Origin of the sequence: Buchnera aphidicola (Therioaphis trifolii) (genome assembly GCF_005080705.1) — a bacterium.
In the GTDB taxonomy this organism is placed as follows: Bacteria; Pseudomonadota; Gammaproteobacteria; order Enterobacterales; family Enterobacteriaceae; genus Buchnera_L; species Buchnera_L aphidicola_X.
On sequence record NZ_CP032996.1, the window covers coordinates 16,927 to 38,803 of the forward strand.

Genomic DNA, 21,877 nt, shown 5'->3' on the forward strand with positions numbered 1-21,877 from the left:
AGGAATATGCACATGACAGCGAAAGATGTAAAATTTGGAAATGAAGCTAGAGTAAAAATGTTACGTGGAGTTAATGTTTTAGCTGATGCAGTTAAAGTAACTTTAGGTCCTAAAGGAAGAAATGTTATTTTAGATAAATCTTTTGGAGCACCTAGTATTACTAAAGATGGTGTATCAGTTGCTCGAGAAATTGAATTAGAAGATAAATTTGAGAATATGGGTGCACAAATGGTAAAAGAAGTAGCATCAAAAGCGAATGATGCTGCTGGAGATGGTACTACTACTGCAACTTTATTAGCTCAAGCGATAGTTAATGAAGGATTAAAAGCAGTTGCTGCAGGAATGAATCCTATGGATTTAAAACGTGGTATTGATAAAGCTGTTATTAATGCAGTAGAAGAATTGAAAAATATGTCTGTTCCATGTTCTGATTCTAAAGCTATTACACAAGTTGGTACAATATCAGCCAATGCAGATGAAACTGTTGGAAAATTAATTTCTGAAGCTATGGAAAAAGTTGGAAATGATGGTGTAATTACTGTTGAAGAAGGAACTGGATTACAGGATGAATTAGAAGTTGTAAAAGGTATGCAATTTGATCGAGGTTATTTATCACCTTATTTTATTAATAAACCTGAAACTGGAATAGTAGAATTAGATAATCCATATATTCTTATGGCAGATAAAAAAATTTCTAATATTCGTGAATTATTACCTTTATTAGAATCTGTTGCAAAATCCAGTAAACCATTATTAATTATTTCTGAAGATTTAGAAGGAGAAGCTTTAGCTACTCTAGTTGTTAATTCTATGAGAGGAATTGTAAAAATAGCAGCTGTAAAAGCACCAGGTTTTGGCGATCGAAGAAAAGCAATGTTACAAGATATTGCTATTTTAACTTCAGGAACAGTAATTTCTGAAGAATTAGCTATGGAATTAGAAAAATCTACTTTAGATGATTTAGGTCAAGCAAAAAGAGTAGTTATTACTAAAGATACAACAACAATTATTGGTGGTTCTGGTAATAAAAATGCAATTCAAAATAGAACTAATCAGATTAGACAACAAATACAAGAATCTACTTCAGAATATGATAAAGAAAAATTAAATGAAAGATTAGCAAAATTATCTGGTGGAGTTGCAGTATTAAAAGTAGGTGCAGCTACAGAAGTAGAAATGAAAGAGAAAAAAGCTCGTGTTGAAGATGCATTACATGCAACTCGTGCTGCAGTAGAAGAAGGTGTTGTTGCTGGAGGTGGTGTAGCATTAGTAAGAGTAGCTGGTCGAATTTCAAGTTTATCTGGTCAAAATGAAGATCAAAATGTAGGTATTCGAGTGGCATTGCGTGCTATGGAAGCACCTTTACGTCAAATAGTTTCTAATTCAGGTGAAGAACCATCTGTAGTAACTAATAATGTTAAAGATGGTAAAGGTAATTATGGTTATAATGCAGCTACTGATCAATATGGAGATATGATTAATTTTGGAATATTAGATCCAACTAAAGTAACTCGTTCTGCTTTACAATATGCTGCTTCTGTTGCTGGTTTAATGATTACAACAGAATGTATGGTTACTGATTTACCAAAAGAAGAAAAATCCGATATTAGTGCTCCTGCTCCAGGAGGAATGGGTGGTGGAATGGGTGGAATGATGTAATTTTTTTTATATTTTTTAAAAATATATTAATAATTACCCTAAATAAAATTTTTGTTTAGGGGTAATTATTATAATTTTATATTTTTTTTTTTTAATATTATATATTATATGATTTTATATACTAGTAATAATTTTAAAATAGGTTTAAAAGTATTATTTGAAAATCAACCATGTTCTATTGAAAATGTTGATTTTGTTAAACCTGGTAAAGGACAAGCATTTTCGAGAGTAAAGTTAAGAAAATTATTAACTAATCAATTAATAGAAAAAACTTTTCGTTCTACTGATGGTTTATTACGAGCTGATGTTTATGATATTAAATATATGTATATATATTATAATGATAATAATTGGTATTTTATGCATCGTCAAAATTTTGAACAATTATCTTTAAATAAAAATATTATTCAAAATAAATATAAATGGTTATTAGAACAAAATGATTATTTAATTACTTTTTGGAATAATAATCCTATATCAATAGAAATGAATAATTTTGTAAATTTAAAAGTTGTTTCTGATCTTTCAGGTAAAAGTTTAAATTCTACAATGAGTAATACTAAATTAAAATTATATAAATTACATACTGGTTTAGTAATGCCCTTGCCTTTATTTATTCAAGTAGGTGATATTGTTAAAATTGATACTCGAACTGAAGAATATCATTCTAGAGTAAATAAATTATAATTTTATTTGATTTTTATTTCTATAACTATTCCAATTAAAATTTAAACATAAACTATTTCCAAATTTCATTCGATCAATTATTCTTTCCCCTAATATTGTTTTTATTTCATAAAAGTTTAAATTAGATAACATTCCAGTTGATTTTTTAGAAGAATATCTTCGATCTATAATTTGATTAATAATAATTTTTTCATATTTTGATTGTGTTTGTATTCCTATTTCATCAAAAATTAATAAATCTATTTTACTTAAATAATTTATAAATTTTTCTTCAGTATTTTTTTTATCTTGATTATTAAATGTAGATTTAATTTTTAACATTAAATTTGAAATTGTAGTAATAAAAACTTTTTTTCCTTTTGATATAAGATAATTTCCAATAGCTGTAGCTAAATGATTTTTTCCAGTTCCTGGTCGACCTAAAAAAATAAAATTTGAAATGTGATTATTAAAATTTTTTGCATAATCTTTAGTTAAAGATAATACTTTTTTATGTCCATCATGTTCAATATGATAATTTTTGAATGAACAATTTATATATAATTTTTTAATTCCTGATTTTTTAAAATTTTTTTTGATTTTTATATTTTTATTTTTTTGAATAATTTTTTTAGAAAAAATTTTTTCTTGTTTTTTGTTCCATTTTAATAAATCTGTTTCATATTGAAATTTTGGTATAATATGAATAGGAATAATATTTTTTAATTTTTTTAAAAATTTTTTATTATTCATTGAATTTTTTAACCTATATTTTATAATTTATTAATATAAAAATAAATTATTATTATTTAATATGATTTTTTAAAAATATATAATCTATAATTAATATTATGTGTTTTTTTTTTTTTATATAATATCCATTGTTTTGGATATTGAATTTTTTTATTACGTTTTGTTTCTATATATATATATCCTTCATTTTTAATTAAATTATAATTTTTAATTAAGTTAATTGTTTTTTGAAGAATATTACCATCATAAGGTGGATCTAAAAAAATAATATCATATTTATAAGATGTTTTTTTTAACCAAAATAATGTATTTGTATTAATAACATTAATATTTTTAATTTTTAATCTTAAAATATTTTTTTTTAAATTATATATTATTTTTTTATTTTTTTCTAATGCAGTAACATTTTTTGCATATCGAGATATAGATTCAATACTTAATGCTCCACTTCCGGAAAAACAGTCTAAGCATTCTGCATGTTTAATTTTATATGTTAACCAATTAAATAATGTTTCTTTAATTCTATTTGTAGTAGGTTTTAAATTATTATTTTTAATAGTTTTTATAATTTGTCCTTTTAATATTCCTGAAATAATTCGAATATTTTTAATATTTATGTTCATTGTAAAAAAATTTTTATGAATATTTTTTTAATTATTATATATTATATATTTAATTAAATTTATGTTATTATATTTTATTAATGGTATTATGATTTATGAAAAAAAATAATAGTTTATTTTCTTGGTTTAATATTTTTAAAAAAAAAAATAGTAGTAAAAAGCAATTAAAAGAAAATACTCAATTATATAATAATGAAAATAATATAAAAAATAATTCATTTTTTTCTAAAATTAAACAAAAAATTGAAAATACAAAAAATCATTTTTCTTTTAAGATTCATCAATTTTTTTTTAAAAATAAAATTGATGATAATTTTTTTAAAAAATTAGAAGAAAAATTATTAATATTTGATTTTGGAGTACATACTTCAAAAGAAATAGTTAATTATTTATTTAAAAAATATAAAAATAATCAATTTAAAGATGAAAAAGATGTATATTATGAATTAAAAAATTATCTTTTTTCAATTATTAACTTTGATAATATAAATCAAAAGCAATTTTTAAAAAATATTTATAAAAAACCTTATATTATATTATTAATTGGAGTAAATGGTGTTGGAAAAACTACAATAGCAGCAAAATTAGCAAATTTTTATAAAAAATTAGGTAAATCAGTAGTATTATCTGCAAGTGATACTTTTAGATTTGCAGCTATTGAGCAAATAAAATTATGGGGTAATAAAATTTCTATTCCAGTATTTACTAAAAAATATGGTACCGATCCTTCTTCTGTAATTTTTGATTCAATAGAATTTTCAATATTAAATAATTCTGATGTTTTAATTATTGATACTGCTGGTAGATTACATAATAAAATAAATTTAATAAAAGAATTACAAAAAAATATTCAAGTAATAAATAAAAAAGTTTGTTCAAATCCAAATGAAATTTTATTAGTTTTAGATGCCTGTAATGGTCAAAATTCTATCATACAAACTAAATTATTTTCTGAAAAAATTAATAAAATAACAGGTATTGTTTTAACAAAATTAGATGGTACAGCTAAAGGTGGAATAATTTTTTCAATAGTTAGAAATTTTTCTATTCCTATTCAATATATAGGAAATGGTGAAAAGATACAAGATTTTTATGAATTTAATGCAAAAAGTTTTATTAAAAATATGTTTTCTTAAAATTATATATATTAAATTTTTTAACCATACTATTAAATATTTGATAAATTAAATTAATAATATTGATATAAAATATTTTAAATTTTTTATCGCGTTGTATTAATTTTTTTATTTTATTTTATATTAAAAAAAATATTTATTCAAATGGGAACTTGAATAATGTATGAAATAAAATGTTTAAATATGTTGTCTTTAAATAATTTACGTTCTTATATTTATACTGTTAATTCATGGAAAATACTTTCTTTTCAAGAAGAACGATTTTTAACAGAATTAATATATTATAATTCAGATTTATTAGCTATTAGAAATATTATTTTATCGAATTTAAGGTTTGTTGTTCATATTTCTCGTAATTATTTAGGTTATGGTTTAGCACAGTCTGATTTAATTCAAGAAGGAAATATTGGGCTTATGAAAGCAGTTCGTAGATTTAATCCTAATATTAATGTACGTATAATATCGTTTGCTGTACATTGGATTAAATCAGAGATGCATGAATATATATTAAAAAATTGGAGAATTGTTAAAGTTGCAACAACAAAAGTACAAAGAAAATTATTTTTTAATTTAAGAAGAAAAAAAAAAAAATTAGGTTGGTTTACTGACAATGAAATAAAATTTATTTCAAAAACATTAGGTGTAAAATATCAAGATATTCAAGATATGGAATCAAGAATGTTAACACAAGATCTTGATTTATGTCCAAGTTTAGAAAATAAACAAATTAATAAAAAAAAAATTTTTATACCATATTTAAAAGATTTGAAATCAGATTTTTCATTTCAATTAGAAATATTTAATTGGGGAAGATGTAAAGAAGGTAAGTTTCATGATGCATTATTAAAATTAAATGAACGTAGTCGTTATATTATATATTCTCGTTGGTTAAGAAAAAAAAATAGAAAAACTCTTTATGAAATATCAAATAATTATGATATTTCAGCAGAAAGGGTTCGTCAATTAGAACAAAATGCAATACAAAAAATACAAATAAAAATAAAATAATAAAATATTATTTTATATAATATTTATTATAAAATTTTTATTTAATAATGTATATATAAATAATTTTTAAATAAAAAGTATTTTTATATATATTATATAATAAAAATTGATTGTAGTATAATTAATATTAATATGATATAATAAATTATTAAGGAAATTTTAATAATATTTATTAAATTCATAGGATATTATTTTATGGCTATGATGAATCATATTTTAGGATTTCCTAGAATAGGATCTAATCGAGAATTAAAAACAGCTCAAGAAAATTATTGGTCTGGTAAAATTTCAAGAGAACAACTTTTAGATGTAGGTTCATATTTACGTTTAAAACATTGGAAACAACAAAAAAAATTAGGATTAAATATTCTTCCTGTAGGTGATTTTTCTTGGTATGATCATGTTTTAACAACAAGTATGTTATTAGGTAATATTCCAACTCGACATAAAAATAAAGATGATATTGTTGATTTAGATACATTATTTTATATTGCCAGAGGTACTGCTGTAAATAAAAAACCTGTTTTAGCATCTGAAATGACTAAATGGTTTAATACTAATTATCATTATATTGTTCCTGAATTTATTAAAGATCAAACATTTAGTTTAACATGGTGTCAAATATTTGATGAAATAGATGAAGCATTACATCATGGATATAAAGTAAAACCAATACTTTTAGGTCCAATGACATATTTATGGTTAGGTAAAGTTAAAGGAATAAAATTTAATCGATTAAATTTATTAAAAAATTTATTACCAGTTTATCAAGAAATCTTATTAAAAATGAAAGACAAAGGTATTACATGGGTACAAATTGATGAACCAATTTTAGCATTAGATTTACCTAAGGAATGGTTAAAAGAATTTCAATCAACTTATTCATTTTTATCAGGATATTGTAAATTATTATTAACTACATATTTTGAAAATATAGAACATAATTTAAATACAATAATTAAATTGTCTATTAATGGCTTGCATATTGATTTAATTGATGGAAAATATAATTTAATTGAATTTAATAATAAAATACCAAATGATTGGTTATTATCATTAGGAGTAATTAATGGTCGTAATATTTGGAAATCAGATTTAAAATATTGGTTTAATATTATTCAACCTATTTTAAATTATCGAAAAAATATTTGGATTAGTTCATCTTGTTCTTTATTACATTGTCCTGTAGATTTAAATTATGAAAAAAATATACCTATAGAGGTTAAAAATTGGTTTTCATTTGCATTACAAAAATGTTATGAAATAAATTTATTAACTAAATCTTTAAAATTAAATGATTCAAAAATTTTAGAAGAATGGAGTAATTTATTATATACACATTCTTATTCAAATAAAATTAATAACATATCAGTACGAAAAAAAATTAATAAAATTAATGAATCTGATATTAATCGAAATACTTCGTATAATATTCGTTCAAAAAAACAAAAATTACAATTTAATTTACCAATATTACCAACTACAACTATTGGATCATTTCCTCAAACAAAAGATATAAGAAAATTACGTTTAGATTATAAGAATAAAAGAATTAATTTTAAAAATTATAATCTAGAAATAAAAAAACATATTAAAAATGCTATTTTACAACAAGAATTATTAGATATTGATGTTTTAGTTCATGGTGAATTTGAAAGAAATGATATGGTTGAATATTTTGGTGAACATTTAAATGGGTTTGTATTTACAGATTTTGGATGGGTACAAAGTTATGGTTCAAGATGCGTAAAACCTCCAATTATTATTGGTGATGTTTATCGATCTAAACCGATTACAGTTGATTGGTTAAAATATGCACAATCTTTAACTTATAGACCAGTTAAAGCTATGTTAACAGGTCCTGTAACGATTTTATTGTGGTCATTTTTAAGAGAAGATTTACCAAAGCAAATTATTTCAAATCAAATTGCATTAGCATTACGTGATGAAGTTTCTGATTTAGAACGTGAAGGTATAAATATTATTCAAATTGATGAACCTGCATTAAGAGAAGGATTACCATTACGAAAATTACATTGGAATCAATATTTATCTTGGGCAACTAAATCATTTAAATTATCATCTTCAAAAGTAAAAGATACTACACAAATTCATACACATATGTGTTATTGTGAATTTCAGGATATTATGAATGCTATTGTAGAATTAGATGCTGATGTAATAACAATTGAAACTGCTCGTTCTGATATGGAATTATTACAATTTTTTAAAGAATTTAAATATCCTAATGAAATTGGTCCTGGAGTATATGATATTCATTCACCAAATATTCCAAGTATTTTAGATATTGAAAAATTATTAAATGAAGCAATGAAATATATCCCAATTGAACGTTTATGGGTAAATCCAGATTGTGGTTTAAAAACAAGAAATTGGAAAGAAACAAATTTAGCTTTAAAAAATATGATTCTTGCAACAAAAAATATTCGTAATAAAATATTATAACATGTAATTAAATTTATTAGTTTTTTATAAAAAAGGGCAATTATTTTACCCTTTTTTATAGTATATAAGTATAATAAATAAAAAGTTTAATGTTTAAAAATGCGATTTTTTGTAAATATCATACAAATATTATATTCATCTGCTGCTTTTATAACTTCTTTATCTCTAATTGATCCACCTGGTTGAATAATACAAGATATATTATGATTGTTTTTTATACATTCATCAATACTATCTCTAAATGGAAAAAATGCATCAGAAGCCATAATTATATCTTGATTTTTTAATTTTAATTTCTTTTTATTATTTTTATATTTTAAATTAGCTATTTTTACTGATTCTACTCGATTTGTTTGTCCTGATCCAATACTAATAATATTAAATTTATTACTGTATACAATAGCATTTGATTTAACAAATTTTGCAATTTTCCAGCAAAATAACGAATATTGAATTTCTAATTCTGTAGGTTTTTTTTTAGTAACTACTTCCCAATTTTTAAATTGATCATTTTGTAAATTTTTTTCTTGTACTAATAAATAATGGTTAACATTTTTAAATTCTATTTTAGAATAATTATTATTATAATTTTTACAAATTATTAATTTAATTTTATTATTTGTTTTTATATAATTTAATGCTTCTTTTGTAATTTTAGGTCCAATAATTAATTCTACAAATTGTTTTTTTATAATTTTTATTATTAATTTTTCAGTAATAATTTTATTAAATCCAATAATTCCTCCAAATGCTGAAATAGAATCACTATTATATGCATTTAAATACGCAGATACTAAATCATTGGAACTAGACGCACCACATGGATTACCATGTTTTATAATAACACATGATGGATTAGAAAATTGATTTACACATTCATAAGCTATATGAGAATCATAAAAGTTATTATACGATAATTTTTTACCATTAAGTTGTTCAAAAGAATTAATAAATTTATCATTTTTATTTTCTTTAACATATAATGCTGCTTTTTGATTTGGATTTTCTCCATATTTTAAATTTTGTTTTTTATAATATTTGATATAAATTTTATTTGGTAATTTAGAATTTATATTTTTTTTATTATAAATTTTTTTATTAAAATATTTAAAAATTAAATAATCATAATTAGAGGTATATTCAAAAGCTTTTTTTGCTAATTTTAATCGTGTTTCAATACTAACTCCTTTAGTATTATTTATTTCAAGTAAAATTTTATCATAATCTAATACATCAACTAATATAATTGTATTTTTATAATTTTTAGCAGCTGCTCTAACTAATGCAGGACCTCCAATATCAATATTTTTTTTAATATTTATATTTTTTTCAGAAGTATTAAATGGATAAAAATTAACTACTACTAAATCGATAATAGTAATATTATATTTTTTAATATATTTTAAATCATCATTACCTCTATTTCCTAAAATACCTCCAAATATTTTTGGATGTAATGTTTTAATTTTTCCATTTAAAATTTCTGGATATTCAGTTATTTTTGATATATTATTTGTTATAATATTATTATTTTTTAAAAAATTTTTAGTATTTTTTGTTGTAAATATTTTAATTTTTTTTTTTAATAATTGTTTAGTGAATGTAATTATATTTTTTTTATTAGATACACTAATTAACGCATTTTTAATAATTTGTTTTTTTAATTCCATTGTTATTCCAAAATATATATATTAAATATATTAAAAAATTTTAAATATTTAATTTAAAATATTTTAAATAATATTTAATTATATTATATATATTTTTTTATTATAAGTGAGAATACTTTTTAATATAATAATACTTTATAAAGCAGGTAAATAAATAATGGAAGAAATGATTGAACAAATTATATATGCATCTCGTTGGTTAATGTTTCCTGTATATATTGGTTTATCTTTTGGTTTTATATTGTTAACATTAAAGTTTTTTCAACAAGTAATTTCTATTATACCTGAAGTTTTAATTATGTCAGAATCAGGCTTAGTTTTAATTGTATTATCATTAATTGATATTTCTTTAGTAGGTGGATTATTAGTTATGGTAATGTTTTCAGGATATGAGAATTTTATTTCTAAAATGGATATTCATGATAGTACAAAACGATTAAGTTGGATGGGTACTATGGATGTAAATTCTATTAAAAATAAAGTAGCTTCTTCAATTGTTGCTATTTCTTCTGTGCATTTATTACGATTATTTATGGAAGCAGAAAAAGTATTAGATGATAAAATTATGTGGTGTGTAATTATTCATTTAACATTTGTTTTATCAGCTTTTGGAATGTCATATATTGATAAAATGACTAAGAAAAAAAATAACTTTGGAAAATATCATTAATTTATATTTTTATATAAATATAAAAATATTTTTATAATTTTTATATTTATATAAATATTTTATAATAAAAATTTAAAAATATTATAAATATTTATAATTATTTTTGATGTTATTTATTTTTTTTATATTTTTTAATACGATTAATATGATAAATATACCCAGTCCCTGCTGGAATTAATCTACCAACAATAACATTTTCTTTTAATCCTCTTAAATTATCTTTTTTTCCTGATACTGCTGCTTCAGTTAATACACGAGTAGTTTCTTGAAAAGATGCTGCAGATATAAAAGATTCTGTTGCTAATGATGCCTTAGTTATTCCTAATAAATCTCTTGAAAAAGTAATTTTATTTTGTTTCATTTTTTTTAATCTTTCATTTTGAATTTTAATTCTTGAATATTCTACTTGTTCTCCATTTAAAAAATTAGAATTTCCTGGTTTAATAACTGTTACTTTTCTTAACATTTGTTTGATAATTACTTCAATATGTTTATCATTAATTTTTACACCTTGTAATCGATATACTTCTTGTACTTCATTTACTATATATTTTGTTAAATCTTGTACACCTTTTAAACGTAAGATATCATGAGGAGATTCTAGTCCATCAGAAATTATATCTCCTTTTTTTACAACCTCTCCTTCAAAAACATTTAATTGTCTCCATTTAGGAATCATAATTTCATATATTTTTTTATTATCTTTATTAGATGTAATTGTTAATCTTATTTTACCTTTTGTTTCTTTTCCAAAAGAAATAATTCCATCTATTTCTGCAAGAATTGCTAATTCTTTTCCATACCTTGCTTCAAATAAATCTGCTACTCTTGGTAAACCTCCTGTAATATCTTTTGTTCCTCCTGTTTCTTGAGGGATTCGCGCAATAATATCTCCTCTGTAAACTTTAGTATTATTACTAATTTGAATAATTGTTTTCCCAGGTAAAAAATATTGTGCAGGAATATCTGTTCCTGGTATAAAAATATCATTTCCATTTTTTTTTACAATTTTTATAGTTGGTCTTAATTCTTTACCTGAACCTGTTCGTTCTGGAGTATCTAGTATTACTATTGAAGATAAACCAGTTAATTCATCATGTTGTTTAACAATACTTTTTCCTTCAATCATATCTAAAAATTTTACATATCCTTTTACTTCTGTAATAATTGGTGTATTATGAGGATCCCAAGTTGCTAAAATTTCACCAATATTTACTTTTTCTCCATTTTTTTTTTCTAAAATAGCACCATATGGTATTTTATATCTTTCTTTTATTTTTTTAGATTTATTTAAAATGTTTAATTCTACTTTTTTATCAATAATAATATTTTTTCCATAAGAATTAATTATTGTTTTTGGATTATTTAAATGAATAATTCCTTTATTTTTTACTTCTATATATGATTCTGATACTGATCTAGATGCTGCTCCTCCAATATGAAATGTTCTCATAGTTAATTGTGTACCAGGTTCTCCAATTGATTGAGCTGCTATTACACCAATTGCTTCTCCTGTTTTTACTAATTCTCTTCTTGCTAAATCATATCCATAACAACAAGCACATACTCCAAAATTTGTTTCACAATTAACTACTGATCGTACTTCTATTTCATCAATAGAATATTTTTCTAATAAATCACATTTTTGTTCATCTAATAATGTATTTTTTGGAATTAATATTTTTTTTGAATTAGGATATAAAATATTTTTAACTATTACACGACCTACAACTCTATCTCGTAATGGCTCTTTTATATCACTTCCACTAATTACAGGACTTAATATAATACCATTTTTAGTTCCACAATCATATTCTGTTATTACTAAATCTTGTGCAACATCAACTAATCTACGTGTTAGATATCCTGAATTTGCTGTTTTTAAAGCAGTATCTGCTAATCCCTTTCTGGCTCCATGAGTTGAAATAAAATATTGTAATACATTTAACCCTTCTCTAAAGTTTGCTGTAATTGGTGTTTCAATAATAGATCCATCTGGTTTAGCCATTAAACCTCTCATCCCTGCTAATTGTCTTATCTGTGCTTCAGAACCTCTTGCTCCTGAATCAGCCATCATGAAAATATTATTAAAAGATTTTTGTTTTTTTATTCGTTTATTGTTAATTAAACAATGTTCAATAGATAAATTGTTTATCATAGCTTTTGATACTTCTTCATTTGAATTAGACCATATATCAATAATTTTATTATATTTTTCTCCTAATGTAACTAATCCTAATTGAAATTGTTCTTGTATTTCTTGTACTTCTTTTTTTGCTTTATTAATAATATCATCTTTTTGTTTAGGTATTATCATATCATCAATTCCTACTGAAACACCTGATAATGTAGAATATGTAAATCCAGTATACATAATTTGATCAGCAAATAATACTGTTGTTTCTAATCCTAAAGTTTTTGAACATAAAATTAATAAATTAGAAATTGATTTTTTATTAAGAGTTTTATTTAATAAATTAAATGATAAACCTTTTGGAAAAATCTTCCATAATATCGCTCTTCCAACACTTGTATGAACTATTTTTGATACTTTTGTGAATGTATTAGTATTATTTTGAGTATATTCTATAATTTTTACATATATTAGTGCATGTAAATCTATTAGTCCCATCTGATATATTTTTTCTACTTCATTTACATTTTTAAATAATGATCCTTCGCCTTTTGCATTATTTTTTTTTCTAGTCATATAATATAATCCTAATATTACATCCTGTGATGGAATAATAATAGGTTCACCATTAGCTGGTGAAAGAATATTTTTTGTTGACATCATTAAAGATTGTGATTCTAATTGCGATTCTCGAGTTAATGGTATATGAACAGCCATTTGATCACCATCAAAATCTGCATTATAAGCAGCACATACTAATGGATGTAATTGTATAGATTTTCCTTCTACTAATATAGGATTAAATGCTTGTATTCCTAATCTATGTAATGTAGGTGCACGATTTAATAAAATAGGATGATTATGTATAATTTCATCTAAAATATCCCATATTATTGGTTCTCCTGATTCTACCATTCTTTTAGCAGTTTTTATAGTTGTTGCAAGTCCTTTATTTTCTAATTTTCCTAAAATAAATGGTTTAAATAATTCTAATGCCATTTTTTTTGGTAATCCACATTGATTTAATTTTAAATATGGTCCTACAGTTATTACAGAACGTCCAGAGTAATCTACTCTTTTACCTAATAAATTTTGTCGAAATCTTCCTTGTTTACCTTTAATCATATCTGCTAATGATTTTAATGGTCTTTTATTTGAACCTAAGATTGCTTTTCCTCTACGTCCATTATCTAATAATGCATCAACTGCTTCTTGTAACATTCTTTTTTCATTTCTAATAATAATTTCTGGAGCAAATAATTCTAATAATCTTTTTAATCTATTATTTCGATTAATTACTCTACGATATAAATCATTTAAATCTGAAGTTGCAAATCTTCCTCCATCTAATGGTACTAATGGTCGTAAATCAGGTGGTAAAATTGGTAGTACATTTAAAATCATCCATTCTGGTTTATTATCAGAAAGAATAAATGATTCTATTATTTTAATGCGTTTAGTTAATTTTTTTTTTTTGATTTCTGATTGTACTTCTTGTAATTCATGATGTAATTTTTCATGTTCTTCAGATAAATCAATATCTTTTAATAATATTTGAATTGCCTCTGCTCCCATTTTTGCATCAAATTCATCTCCAAATTCTTCTAAAGCATTTATATATTGTTCTTCTGTTAAAATTTGTTTTTTTTCAAAATCAGTCATTCCAGATTCTAATATAATATAAGATTCAAAATATAATACTTTTTCTATATCACGTAATGGTATATCTAATAATAAACTCATTTTTGATGGTAATGATTTTAAAAACCAAATATGTGCTGTTGGTGCAGCTAATTCAACGTGTCCCATTCGTTCTCTACGTACTCGAGTTTGAGTAACTTCAACACCACATTTTTCACACATTATACCTCGATGTTTTAATCGTTTATATTTTCCACATAAACATTCATAATCTTTAATTGGTCCAAATATTTTAGCGCAAAATAATCCATCTCTTTCTGGTTTAAATGTTCGATAATTAATAGTTTCTGGTTTTTTAATTTCTCCAAATGACCAAGAACGAATAGTTTCTGGAGAAGCAAGTTGAATTTTAATAGAATTAAAATCTTTAATATTATTGCTATTTTTTAAAAATTTTATTACTTCTTTCACAAAAAACTCCATTATATTAAGTATTAATTTTATTTTTTATTTATTATCAAGTTTAATATTAATTCCTAAAGAACGAATTTCTCTTAATAATACATTAAATGATTCTGGCATACCAGGATTCATATGATAATTATTTTTTACTATATTTTTATATATTTTGGTTCTTCCATTAACATCATCAGATTTTACAGTTAACATTTCTTGTAATGTATATGCTGCTCCATAAGCTTCTAAAGCCCATACTTCCATTTCTCCAAATCTTTGTCCTCCAAATTGAGCTTTTCCACCTAATGGTTGTTGAGTAATTAAGCTATATGAACCAGTAGATCTAGCATGCATTTTATCATCAACTAAATGATTTAATTTTAACATATACATATATCCTACTGTAACTGGTCTTTCAAATTTATTTCCTGTTTGTCCATCGAATAAAGTAATTTGACCAGATTTCGGTATTCCTCCTAATTGTAATAATTCTTTAATTTCTTTTTCATTAGCTCCATCAAATACTGGTGTTGCAATTGGTAAACCATTTTTATAATTTTTAGCTAAAGTTAATATTTCATCATCAGAAAAATTATCAAAATTAATTTTTTGTCTTATTTTATAACCAATATTGAATGTTTTTTGTATAAAATTACGAATATGTGTAATTGATTTTTGTTGTTTTAATAAATAATTAATTTGATTACCTATTCCTTTTGCTGCCATACCTAAATGTGTTTCTAAAATTTGTCCAATATTCATACGTGATGGTACACCTAAAGGATTTAATACTATATCAATAGGTACCCCATATTTATCATATGGCATATCTTCAACGGGATTTATTTTAGAAATAACTCCTTTATTTCCATGTCTTCCTGCAATTTTATCTCCAGTTTGTATTTGTCGTTTAACTGCTAAATATACTTTAATTGTTTTTAATATTCCTGGAGCTAAATCATTGCCTTGTATAATTTTCTTTTTTTTAAAATCTATTTTTTGTTCAAATTCTTTTTTAATTTTTTTATATTGTTGAAAAATATTATTTAATTGATTTGATATTTTTTTATTTTTTATATCAATTTTATACCATTTTTTTTGATCTATTTTTTTTAAATAATTTTCTGATATTCCTGATTTTAGTAAAATATTTTTAATTCGTTGTAATAAATAATATTTAAATATTTTAAATTCTTTAGTTAATTCTTTTTTAATATTTTTAATTTGCATATTTTCAATTTCTAAAGTTCTTTTATCTTTTTCAACTCCATTTCTTGTAAAAATTTGAACATCTATTACTGTTCCTGATATTCCACTTGGTACTCTTAAAGATGAATCTTTAACATCAGATGCTTTTTCCCCAAAAATAGCACGTAATAATTTTTCTTCTGGAGTTAATTGACTTTCATTTTTAGGTGTTACTTTTCCTACTAAAATATCTCCTTCTGTTATTTCTGCTCCTACATATACAATTCCAGAAGCATCTAATTTTGATAAAGATGATTCACTAATATTAGGTATATCAGAACTAATTTCTTCAGGTCCTAATTTAGTATCTCGAGCTACACATGATAATTCTTGAATATGAATTGTAGTAAATTTGTCTTTTTGTATAATTTTTTCTGATATTAATATAGAATCTTCAAAATTATATCCATTCCAAGACATAAATGCTACTCTCATATTTTGTCCTAATGCTAATTCTCCTAAATCTGTTGCTGGACCATCTGCTAATACATTTCCTTTACTAATTTTTTCACCTATTGAAACACAAGGTACTTGATTAATACAAGTATTTTGATTAGATCTAGTATATTTAATTAAATTATATATATCAATTCCAGCTTCATCTGGTGTTATTTGATTTTTATTTACTTTAACAATAATTCTAGAAGAATCAATATATTGTATAATTCCATCTCTTTTAGCAATAACTGTTACACCTGAATCTACTGCTACTGCTCTTTCCATTCCTGTTCCAACTAATGGTTTTTCAGACTTCATAATTGGAATAGCTTGTCTTTGCATATTTGCACCCATTAGTGCTCGATTTGCGTCATCATGTTCTAAAAATGGAATTAAAGATGCTCCAACAGATACAATTTGTTGTGCAGAAATATCCATATAACTAATTTGTTTTTTTGGAAATAAATTTGTTTCTCCTTGATATCGACAAGTAATTAAATTGTCTATTAATTCATTATTTTCATCAATATTAATATTAGCCTGTGCAATAATATAATTATTTTCTTCCATTGCTGATAAATAATGTATTTCTTTAGTTAAAATACCATTTTTTACTATTCTGTAAGGAGTTTCTAAAAAACCATATTCGTTAATTTTAGAATATATAGCTAAAGAATTAATTAATCCAATATTTGGTCCTTCAGGTGTTTCTATTGGACAAATTCGTCCATAATGTGTAGGATGTACATCTCTTACTTCAAATCCAGCTCTTTCACGAGTTAAACCACCTAATCCTAATGCTGAAATGCGTCGTTTGTGTGTAATTTCAGATAACGGATTATTTTGATCCATAAATTGTGATAATTGACTAGATGTAAAAAATTCTTTTACAACTGCTGAAATAGGTTTAGAATTTATTATATCTTGAGGCATTAAAGATTCTAAATCTCCTAAAGATAATCTTTCTTTTATAGTTCTTTCTACTCTAATTAATCCAATTCGAAATTGATTTTCTATCATTTCTCCAATAGATCTAATTCTTCTATTTCCTAAATGGTCAATATCGTCAATAGTACCCCGACCATCTCTAATATCAATTAATCTTTTAATAACTGCAATAATATCTTTTTTACTTAAAACATTTTCATTTTTATTATTTTTTATTGATAAAATATTATTAAATTTCATTCTTCCTATAGAAGAAAGATCATATCGATCTTCTGAAAAAAATAAATTTGAAAAAAAATATTCAGCTGCTTCTTTAGTTGGTGGTTCTCCTGGTCTCATAATACGATATATTTCAATCATAGAACTTGTTGAATCAGAAGTAGTATCAAGTTTTAATGTTTGAGAAATATATGCACCTCTATTAAAATTATTTGTAAAAATAGTTTCTATAGAATGAATATCAGCTTTTTGTATTTTTTTTATATATTTTAAATTTAATTCTGTATTTGCAAAAATAATAATTTTTTTATTATTTTTATTATAATAATCTTTACAAACAATTTTTCCAATTAAATGTTCAATAGGAATTTCAGTTAATAAAATATTTTCTTGTTTTAATTTTTTAATATGTTTTTGATTAATTTTTTCTCCTTTTTTTACATAAATAATATCATTATAAATAATATTAAATGATATTTTTTCATTTTTTAATTCTTCTGGAATTATTTCCATATATATTTTTTTATTAATAAATCGATAAGTATTTTTTTTAAAGAAAAGATTTAAAATATCTATTGTATTATAACCTAAAGCACGTAATATTACAGTAATTGGAATTTTTCTTTTTCGATCAATTCTTGCAAATAAATTATCTTTATGATCAAATTCAAAATCTAACCAAGAACCTCTATATGGTATGATCCTTGCATTATATAAAATTTTTCCAGAAGAATGTGTTTTTCCTTTATCACTATCAAAAAATACTCCTGGACTACGATGTAATTGAGATACTACTACTCTTTCAGTTCCATTAATAATAAATGTTCCATTATTAGTCATAATTGGAACTTCACCCATATATACTTCTTGTTCTTTAATATTTTTAATATTTTCACTTTCTTCTTCTAAATCATATATTATTAACCTTAAAGTAGCACGTATTGATACAGAATATGTTGATCCTCTCATTTGACAATCTCTAGAATCAAAAATAGGTTTTCCAATTCTATAATCAACGTATTGTAATTCTGTTTTATTATTATAGCTGGTAATAGGAAAAATAGATTGAAAAACTGATTCTAATCCTCTTTTTTTTGTTTTATCTTTTTGAATGAATTTATTATAAGAATCTATTTGAACAGAAAGAAGATAAGGAAGGTTTAATACTGTTTCGTATTTCCCGAAATCTTTCCGAATTCGTTTTTTTTCGGTCTCAAAATACACTATTATATACCTAATCTTTAAGCTTAATGGAAAAATTATATATATTAAATATATATTTAATATATATAAACATGAATGATAAATATTTTAATATAATACTATTATATTAATAATACATTTAAGCTGGTGATAATTATTCACCAGCAAACTATTATATTATATTTTAATTATAAATATAATTTTATATTATTTAATTTCAATAATTGCACCAGCTTTTTCTAAAATATTTTTAAACGATTCAGCGTCTTTTTTACTTATTTTTTCTTTTAATGTTGTTGGTGCTGATTCTACTAAATCTTTAGATTCTTTTAATCCTAAACTCATTGTACTACGTACAGCTTTAATTACTGCTATTTTATTTTTTCCAAATGATTTTAATAATATATTAAATTCTGTTTTTTCTTCTTTTTTTTCTGTTTGTTGATTATTATTTTGTGAAATATTTGGAATAGAAGATACTCCAAATTTTTTTTCCATACTAGAAACAAGATCAACAATTTCCATAACAGACATTGTTGATATTGCTTCTATAATTTGTTCTTTTGTAATAGCCATTATTAAATATTCCTAACAACAATAAAAATGAATTTTATTTAATGTTTTAGTTTACTACGTTAGTATTTATTTTAATATTATTTTCTTTTATTGCTAATAAAATAGAAAATAATTTTCCTATTGTTGCATTTTTTATGGTTATTATTACATGTGTTAGAGCTTCTTTTAAGCTTGGTAAAGTTGCTAATTTTTCAATTTCGTCTTTTGAAAGTAATTTTTTATTTAATGCAGCAGTAATAATTTTAAATTTTTTATTTTCTTTTGAAAAATTTTTAAATATTTTTGCTGTACTTTCTGGATTTTTTAATGAAAATCCAATTATTATTGGTCCAGAAATTATTTTATTTAAACATTCTAAATGTGTTTTTTTTAAAGAAATTTTTAATAATGTATTTTTTATTACACATATAAATACATTTTCTATACGACTTATTTTTCTTAATTCAGTAATTTTATTTACTGATATATTTTTAGATGTTGCAATTACTGCAGATAATGCTATTTTAGCAATTTTATTAATTTTATTAATTATTTCTTTTTTTTTTTTTATTTTTAAAGCCATTTTTTTTCCTAAAATATTATTAAAATTATATATTTTATTATATATTAATAATAAAATATATTTTTATTTTTTTATTTTATATTTATATTATTTGATTCAATAATTATTCCACAACCCATAGTAGTTGATAATACTACTTTTTTTATAAAAGTTCCTTTTGAATTTTTTGGTTTATTTTTTTTAATTTCAGAAATTAATTGAATAAAATTTTCTTTAATGTGTTTAGAAGAAAAATTAATTTTTCCAATTGTAGTATGTATAATACCATTTTTATCATTTTTATATTGTATTTTTCCTTTTTTAAAATTTTTTACTGTTTCTTCAATATTATTTGTAATAGTTTCTGTTTTTAAATTTGGCATAAGTCCTCTTGGACCTAAAATTGGTCCTAATGTACTAACTATATTCATAGTATCAGGAGAAGCAATAATAACATCAAAATTATGTTTTTTATTTTTTAAAATTGGAATAATTTCTGATCCACCTGCTATATCTGCTCCATATTTTTTTGCTATATTAATATTTTCACCTTGTGTAAATACAGCTATTTTAATTTTTTTTCCTAAACCATGAGGTAAAATAGTTGTACCTCTTATATTTTGTTCTGTTTTTTTAGGATTAATACCTAAATTGATAGCTACATCTATACTTTCAATAAATTTTTTTGTTTGATATTTTTTTAATATTGTAATTGCTTCGTCAATATTATACTCTTTATTAATGTTAATGTTGTTTTTTAAATTTTTTTTTTTTTTTGTAATTTTTATCATTTAATCCTCTATTTTTAAACCCATAGATTTTGCAGTTCCTTGAATTGAATTTTTAATTTTTTCAATATTTGACCCTGTCATATCTTGTAATTTGATTTTTGCTATTTCTTCTATCTGTTTTTGATTAATAGTTCCTATTTTTTCTAATTTTGGTTTATTTGAACCTTTTTCAATTTTTGAATATTTTTTTAATAAATAAGATGTTGGTGGAGTTTTTGTAATAAATATAAATGATTTATCTGTATATACTGTAATGATGACTGGAATAGGAATTCCTTTTTCTAAATTTGAAGTTTGTTGATTAAAAGATTTACAAAACTCCATAATATTTATTCCTTTTTGACCCAATGCTGGTCCAATTGGAGGACTAGGATTAGCCATACCAGAAGATACTTGTAATTTAATGTATGATTGAATTTTTTTTGCCATAATTTTTTATTATAATAATTTTTTAATTTTATGAATATAATATTATATATTTTTATGAATTTTTTTCGACTTGATTAAAATTTAATTCTATAGGTGTTGATCTTCCAAATATTAATACTGATACTTTTAATCGATGTTTTCCATAATCAATTTCTTCAACAATACCCTGAAAATCTGAAAATGGTCCGTTTTTTATTCGTACCTTTTCTCCTTTTATAAATATTATTTTTGGTCTTGGTGTATCTCCTAATTGTAATAATCGATAATTAATTTTTTTTATTTCATCATCATTAATAGGAATTGGACAATCTGAAGTACCTCCTATAAATCCTATTACTTTAGGTATATTTTTAATTAAAGTCCAACTTTTTTCATTAATGTGCATATTAATTAAAATATATCCAGGGAAAAATTTAAATTCACTATTTTTTTTTTTTCCTGCTTTTATTTCTACTATTTTTTCTCCTGGAACCATAATTTTTCCAAATAAATTTTTTATTTGACTAGATTCAATTTGTTCTTTTATTTTTTTTACTGTTCTATTTTCAAAACCTGAAAAGGTTTGTAAAATATACCAATTTTTTTTTTGATAATTGTACATT

Annotated in this window: 15 protein-coding genes and 1 pseudogene; 6 read left to right on the plus strand and 10 right to left on the minus strand. The window is 22.5% G+C overall.

Annotated elements, in window-relative coordinates:
• Positions 1–12 precede the first annotated feature (12 nt).
• Together groL and D9V81_RS00100 are read left to right on the plus strand one after the other, a co-directional pair.
• Positions 13–1,659: a chaperonin GroEL gene (gene groL / locus D9V81_RS00095; protein WP_158349296.1), complete on the plus strand. Its 1,647-nt coding sequence runs from the start codon at positions 13–15 to the stop codon at positions 1,657–1,659.
• Positions 1,660–1,767: 108 nt separating this feature from the next.
• Positions 1,768–2,346, plus strand: coding sequence for an elongation factor P (locus D9V81_RS00100; RefSeq protein WP_158349297.1), 579 nt, complete (start codon positions 1,768–1,770; stop codon positions 2,344–2,346).
• On the opposite strand, the gene D9V81_RS00105 is transcribed toward D9V81_RS00100, so the two are convergent.
• Positions 2,341–3,078 (minus strand): ATP-binding protein, encoded by a 738-nt coding sequence (locus D9V81_RS00105; protein ID WP_158349298.1) that lies wholly within the window; start codon positions 3,076–3,078, stop codon positions 2,341–2,343. The two genes, D9V81_RS00100 and D9V81_RS00105, sit on opposite strands and share 6 nt — an antisense overlap.
• Positions 3,079–3,134: 56 nt before the next feature.
• Entirely contained in the window at positions 3,135–3,701 is a 567-nt protein-coding gene (rsmD, locus tag D9V81_RS00110) for a 16S rRNA (guanine(966)-N(2))-methyltransferase RsmD (RefSeq protein ID WP_158349299.1), read from the minus strand.
• A gap of 95 nt (positions 3,702–3,796) precedes the next feature.
• Between rsmD and ftsY the strand changes: the two genes are divergently transcribed.
• From ftsY to metE, 3 genes are all read left to right on the plus strand, one after another.
• Positions 3,797–4,837 carry a signal recognition particle-docking protein FtsY gene (gene ftsY, locus D9V81_RS00115; protein ID WP_158349300.1) on the plus strand — a complete coding sequence of 347 codons (1,041 nt, stop codon included), beginning with the start codon at positions 3,797–3,799 and terminating at the stop codon, positions 4,835–4,837.
• Positions 4,838–4,993: 156 nt separating this feature from the next.
• A complete protein-coding gene (rpoH, locus tag D9V81_RS00120) occupies positions 4,994–5,845 on the plus strand; it encodes an RNA polymerase sigma factor RpoH (protein WP_158349301.1) in 852 nt (283 codons plus the stop codon).
• A gap of 195 nt (positions 5,846–6,040) precedes the next feature.
• Positions 6,041–8,311: a 5-methyltetrahydropteroyltriglutamate--homocysteine S-methyltransferase gene (gene metE / locus D9V81_RS00125; RefSeq protein WP_158349302.1), complete on the plus strand. Its 2,271-nt coding sequence runs from the start codon at positions 6,041–6,043 to the stop codon at positions 8,309–8,311.
• An 86-nt stretch (positions 8,312–8,397) separates the two neighbouring features.
• On the opposite strand, the gene purH is transcribed toward metE, so the two are convergent.
• A complete protein-coding gene (purH, locus tag D9V81_RS00130; protein ID WP_158349303.1) occupies positions 8,398–9,981 on the minus strand; it encodes a bifunctional phosphoribosylaminoimidazolecarboxamide formyltransferase/IMP cyclohydrolase in 1,584 nt (527 codons plus the stop codon).
• 157 nt (positions 9,982–10,138) lie between these two features.
• Between purH and D9V81_RS00135 the strand changes: the two genes are divergently transcribed.
• Positions 10,139–10,651 (plus strand): TIGR00645 family protein, encoded by a 513-nt coding sequence (locus D9V81_RS00135; RefSeq protein WP_158349304.1) that lies wholly within the window; start codon positions 10,139–10,141, stop codon positions 10,649–10,651.
• A gap of 127 nt (positions 10,652–10,778) precedes the next feature.
• Here the strand turns inward: D9V81_RS00135 and rpoC are convergent.
• The 7 genes and pseudogenes from rpoC to nusG all read right to left on the minus strand — a co-directional run.
• Positions 10,779–14,897: pseudogene (gene rpoC / locus D9V81_RS00140) on the minus strand (DNA-directed RNA polymerase subunit beta'); the annotation flags it as partial.
• Between the two features lie 36 nt (positions 14,898–14,933).
• On the minus strand, positions 14,934–18,962 hold the full coding sequence (rpoB, locus tag D9V81_RS00145) for a DNA-directed RNA polymerase subunit beta (RefSeq protein WP_158349305.1): 4,029 nt from the start codon (positions 18,960–18,962) through the stop codon (positions 14,934–14,936).
• A 183-nt stretch (positions 18,963–19,145) separates the two neighbouring features.
• On the minus strand, positions 19,146–19,514 hold the full coding sequence (rplL, locus tag D9V81_RS00150; RefSeq protein ID WP_158349306.1) for a 50S ribosomal protein L7/L12: 369 nt from the start codon (positions 19,512–19,514) through the stop codon (positions 19,146–19,148).
• 46 nt (positions 19,515–19,560) lie between these two features.
• Positions 19,561–20,076, minus strand: a complete 516-nt coding sequence (gene rplJ, locus D9V81_RS00155) for a 50S ribosomal protein L10 (protein ID WP_158349307.1) — start codon at positions 20,074–20,076, stop codon at positions 19,561–19,563.
• Between the two features lie 71 nt (positions 20,077–20,147).
• Complete coding sequence (gene rplA, locus D9V81_RS00160) at positions 20,148–20,846, minus strand: 50S ribosomal protein L1 (RefSeq protein ID WP_158349308.1); 699 nt, start codon at positions 20,844–20,846, stop codon at positions 20,148–20,150.
• Positions 20,847–21,275 (minus strand): 50S ribosomal protein L11, encoded by a 429-nt coding sequence (gene rplK, locus D9V81_RS00165; protein WP_158349309.1) that lies wholly within the window; start codon positions 21,273–21,275, stop codon positions 20,847–20,849.
• Between the two features lie 52 nt (positions 21,276–21,327).
• Entirely contained in the window at positions 21,328–21,876 is a 549-nt protein-coding gene (nusG, locus tag D9V81_RS00170) for a transcription termination/antitermination protein NusG (protein WP_158349310.1), read from the minus strand.
• Position 21,877 lies beyond the last annotated feature (1 nt).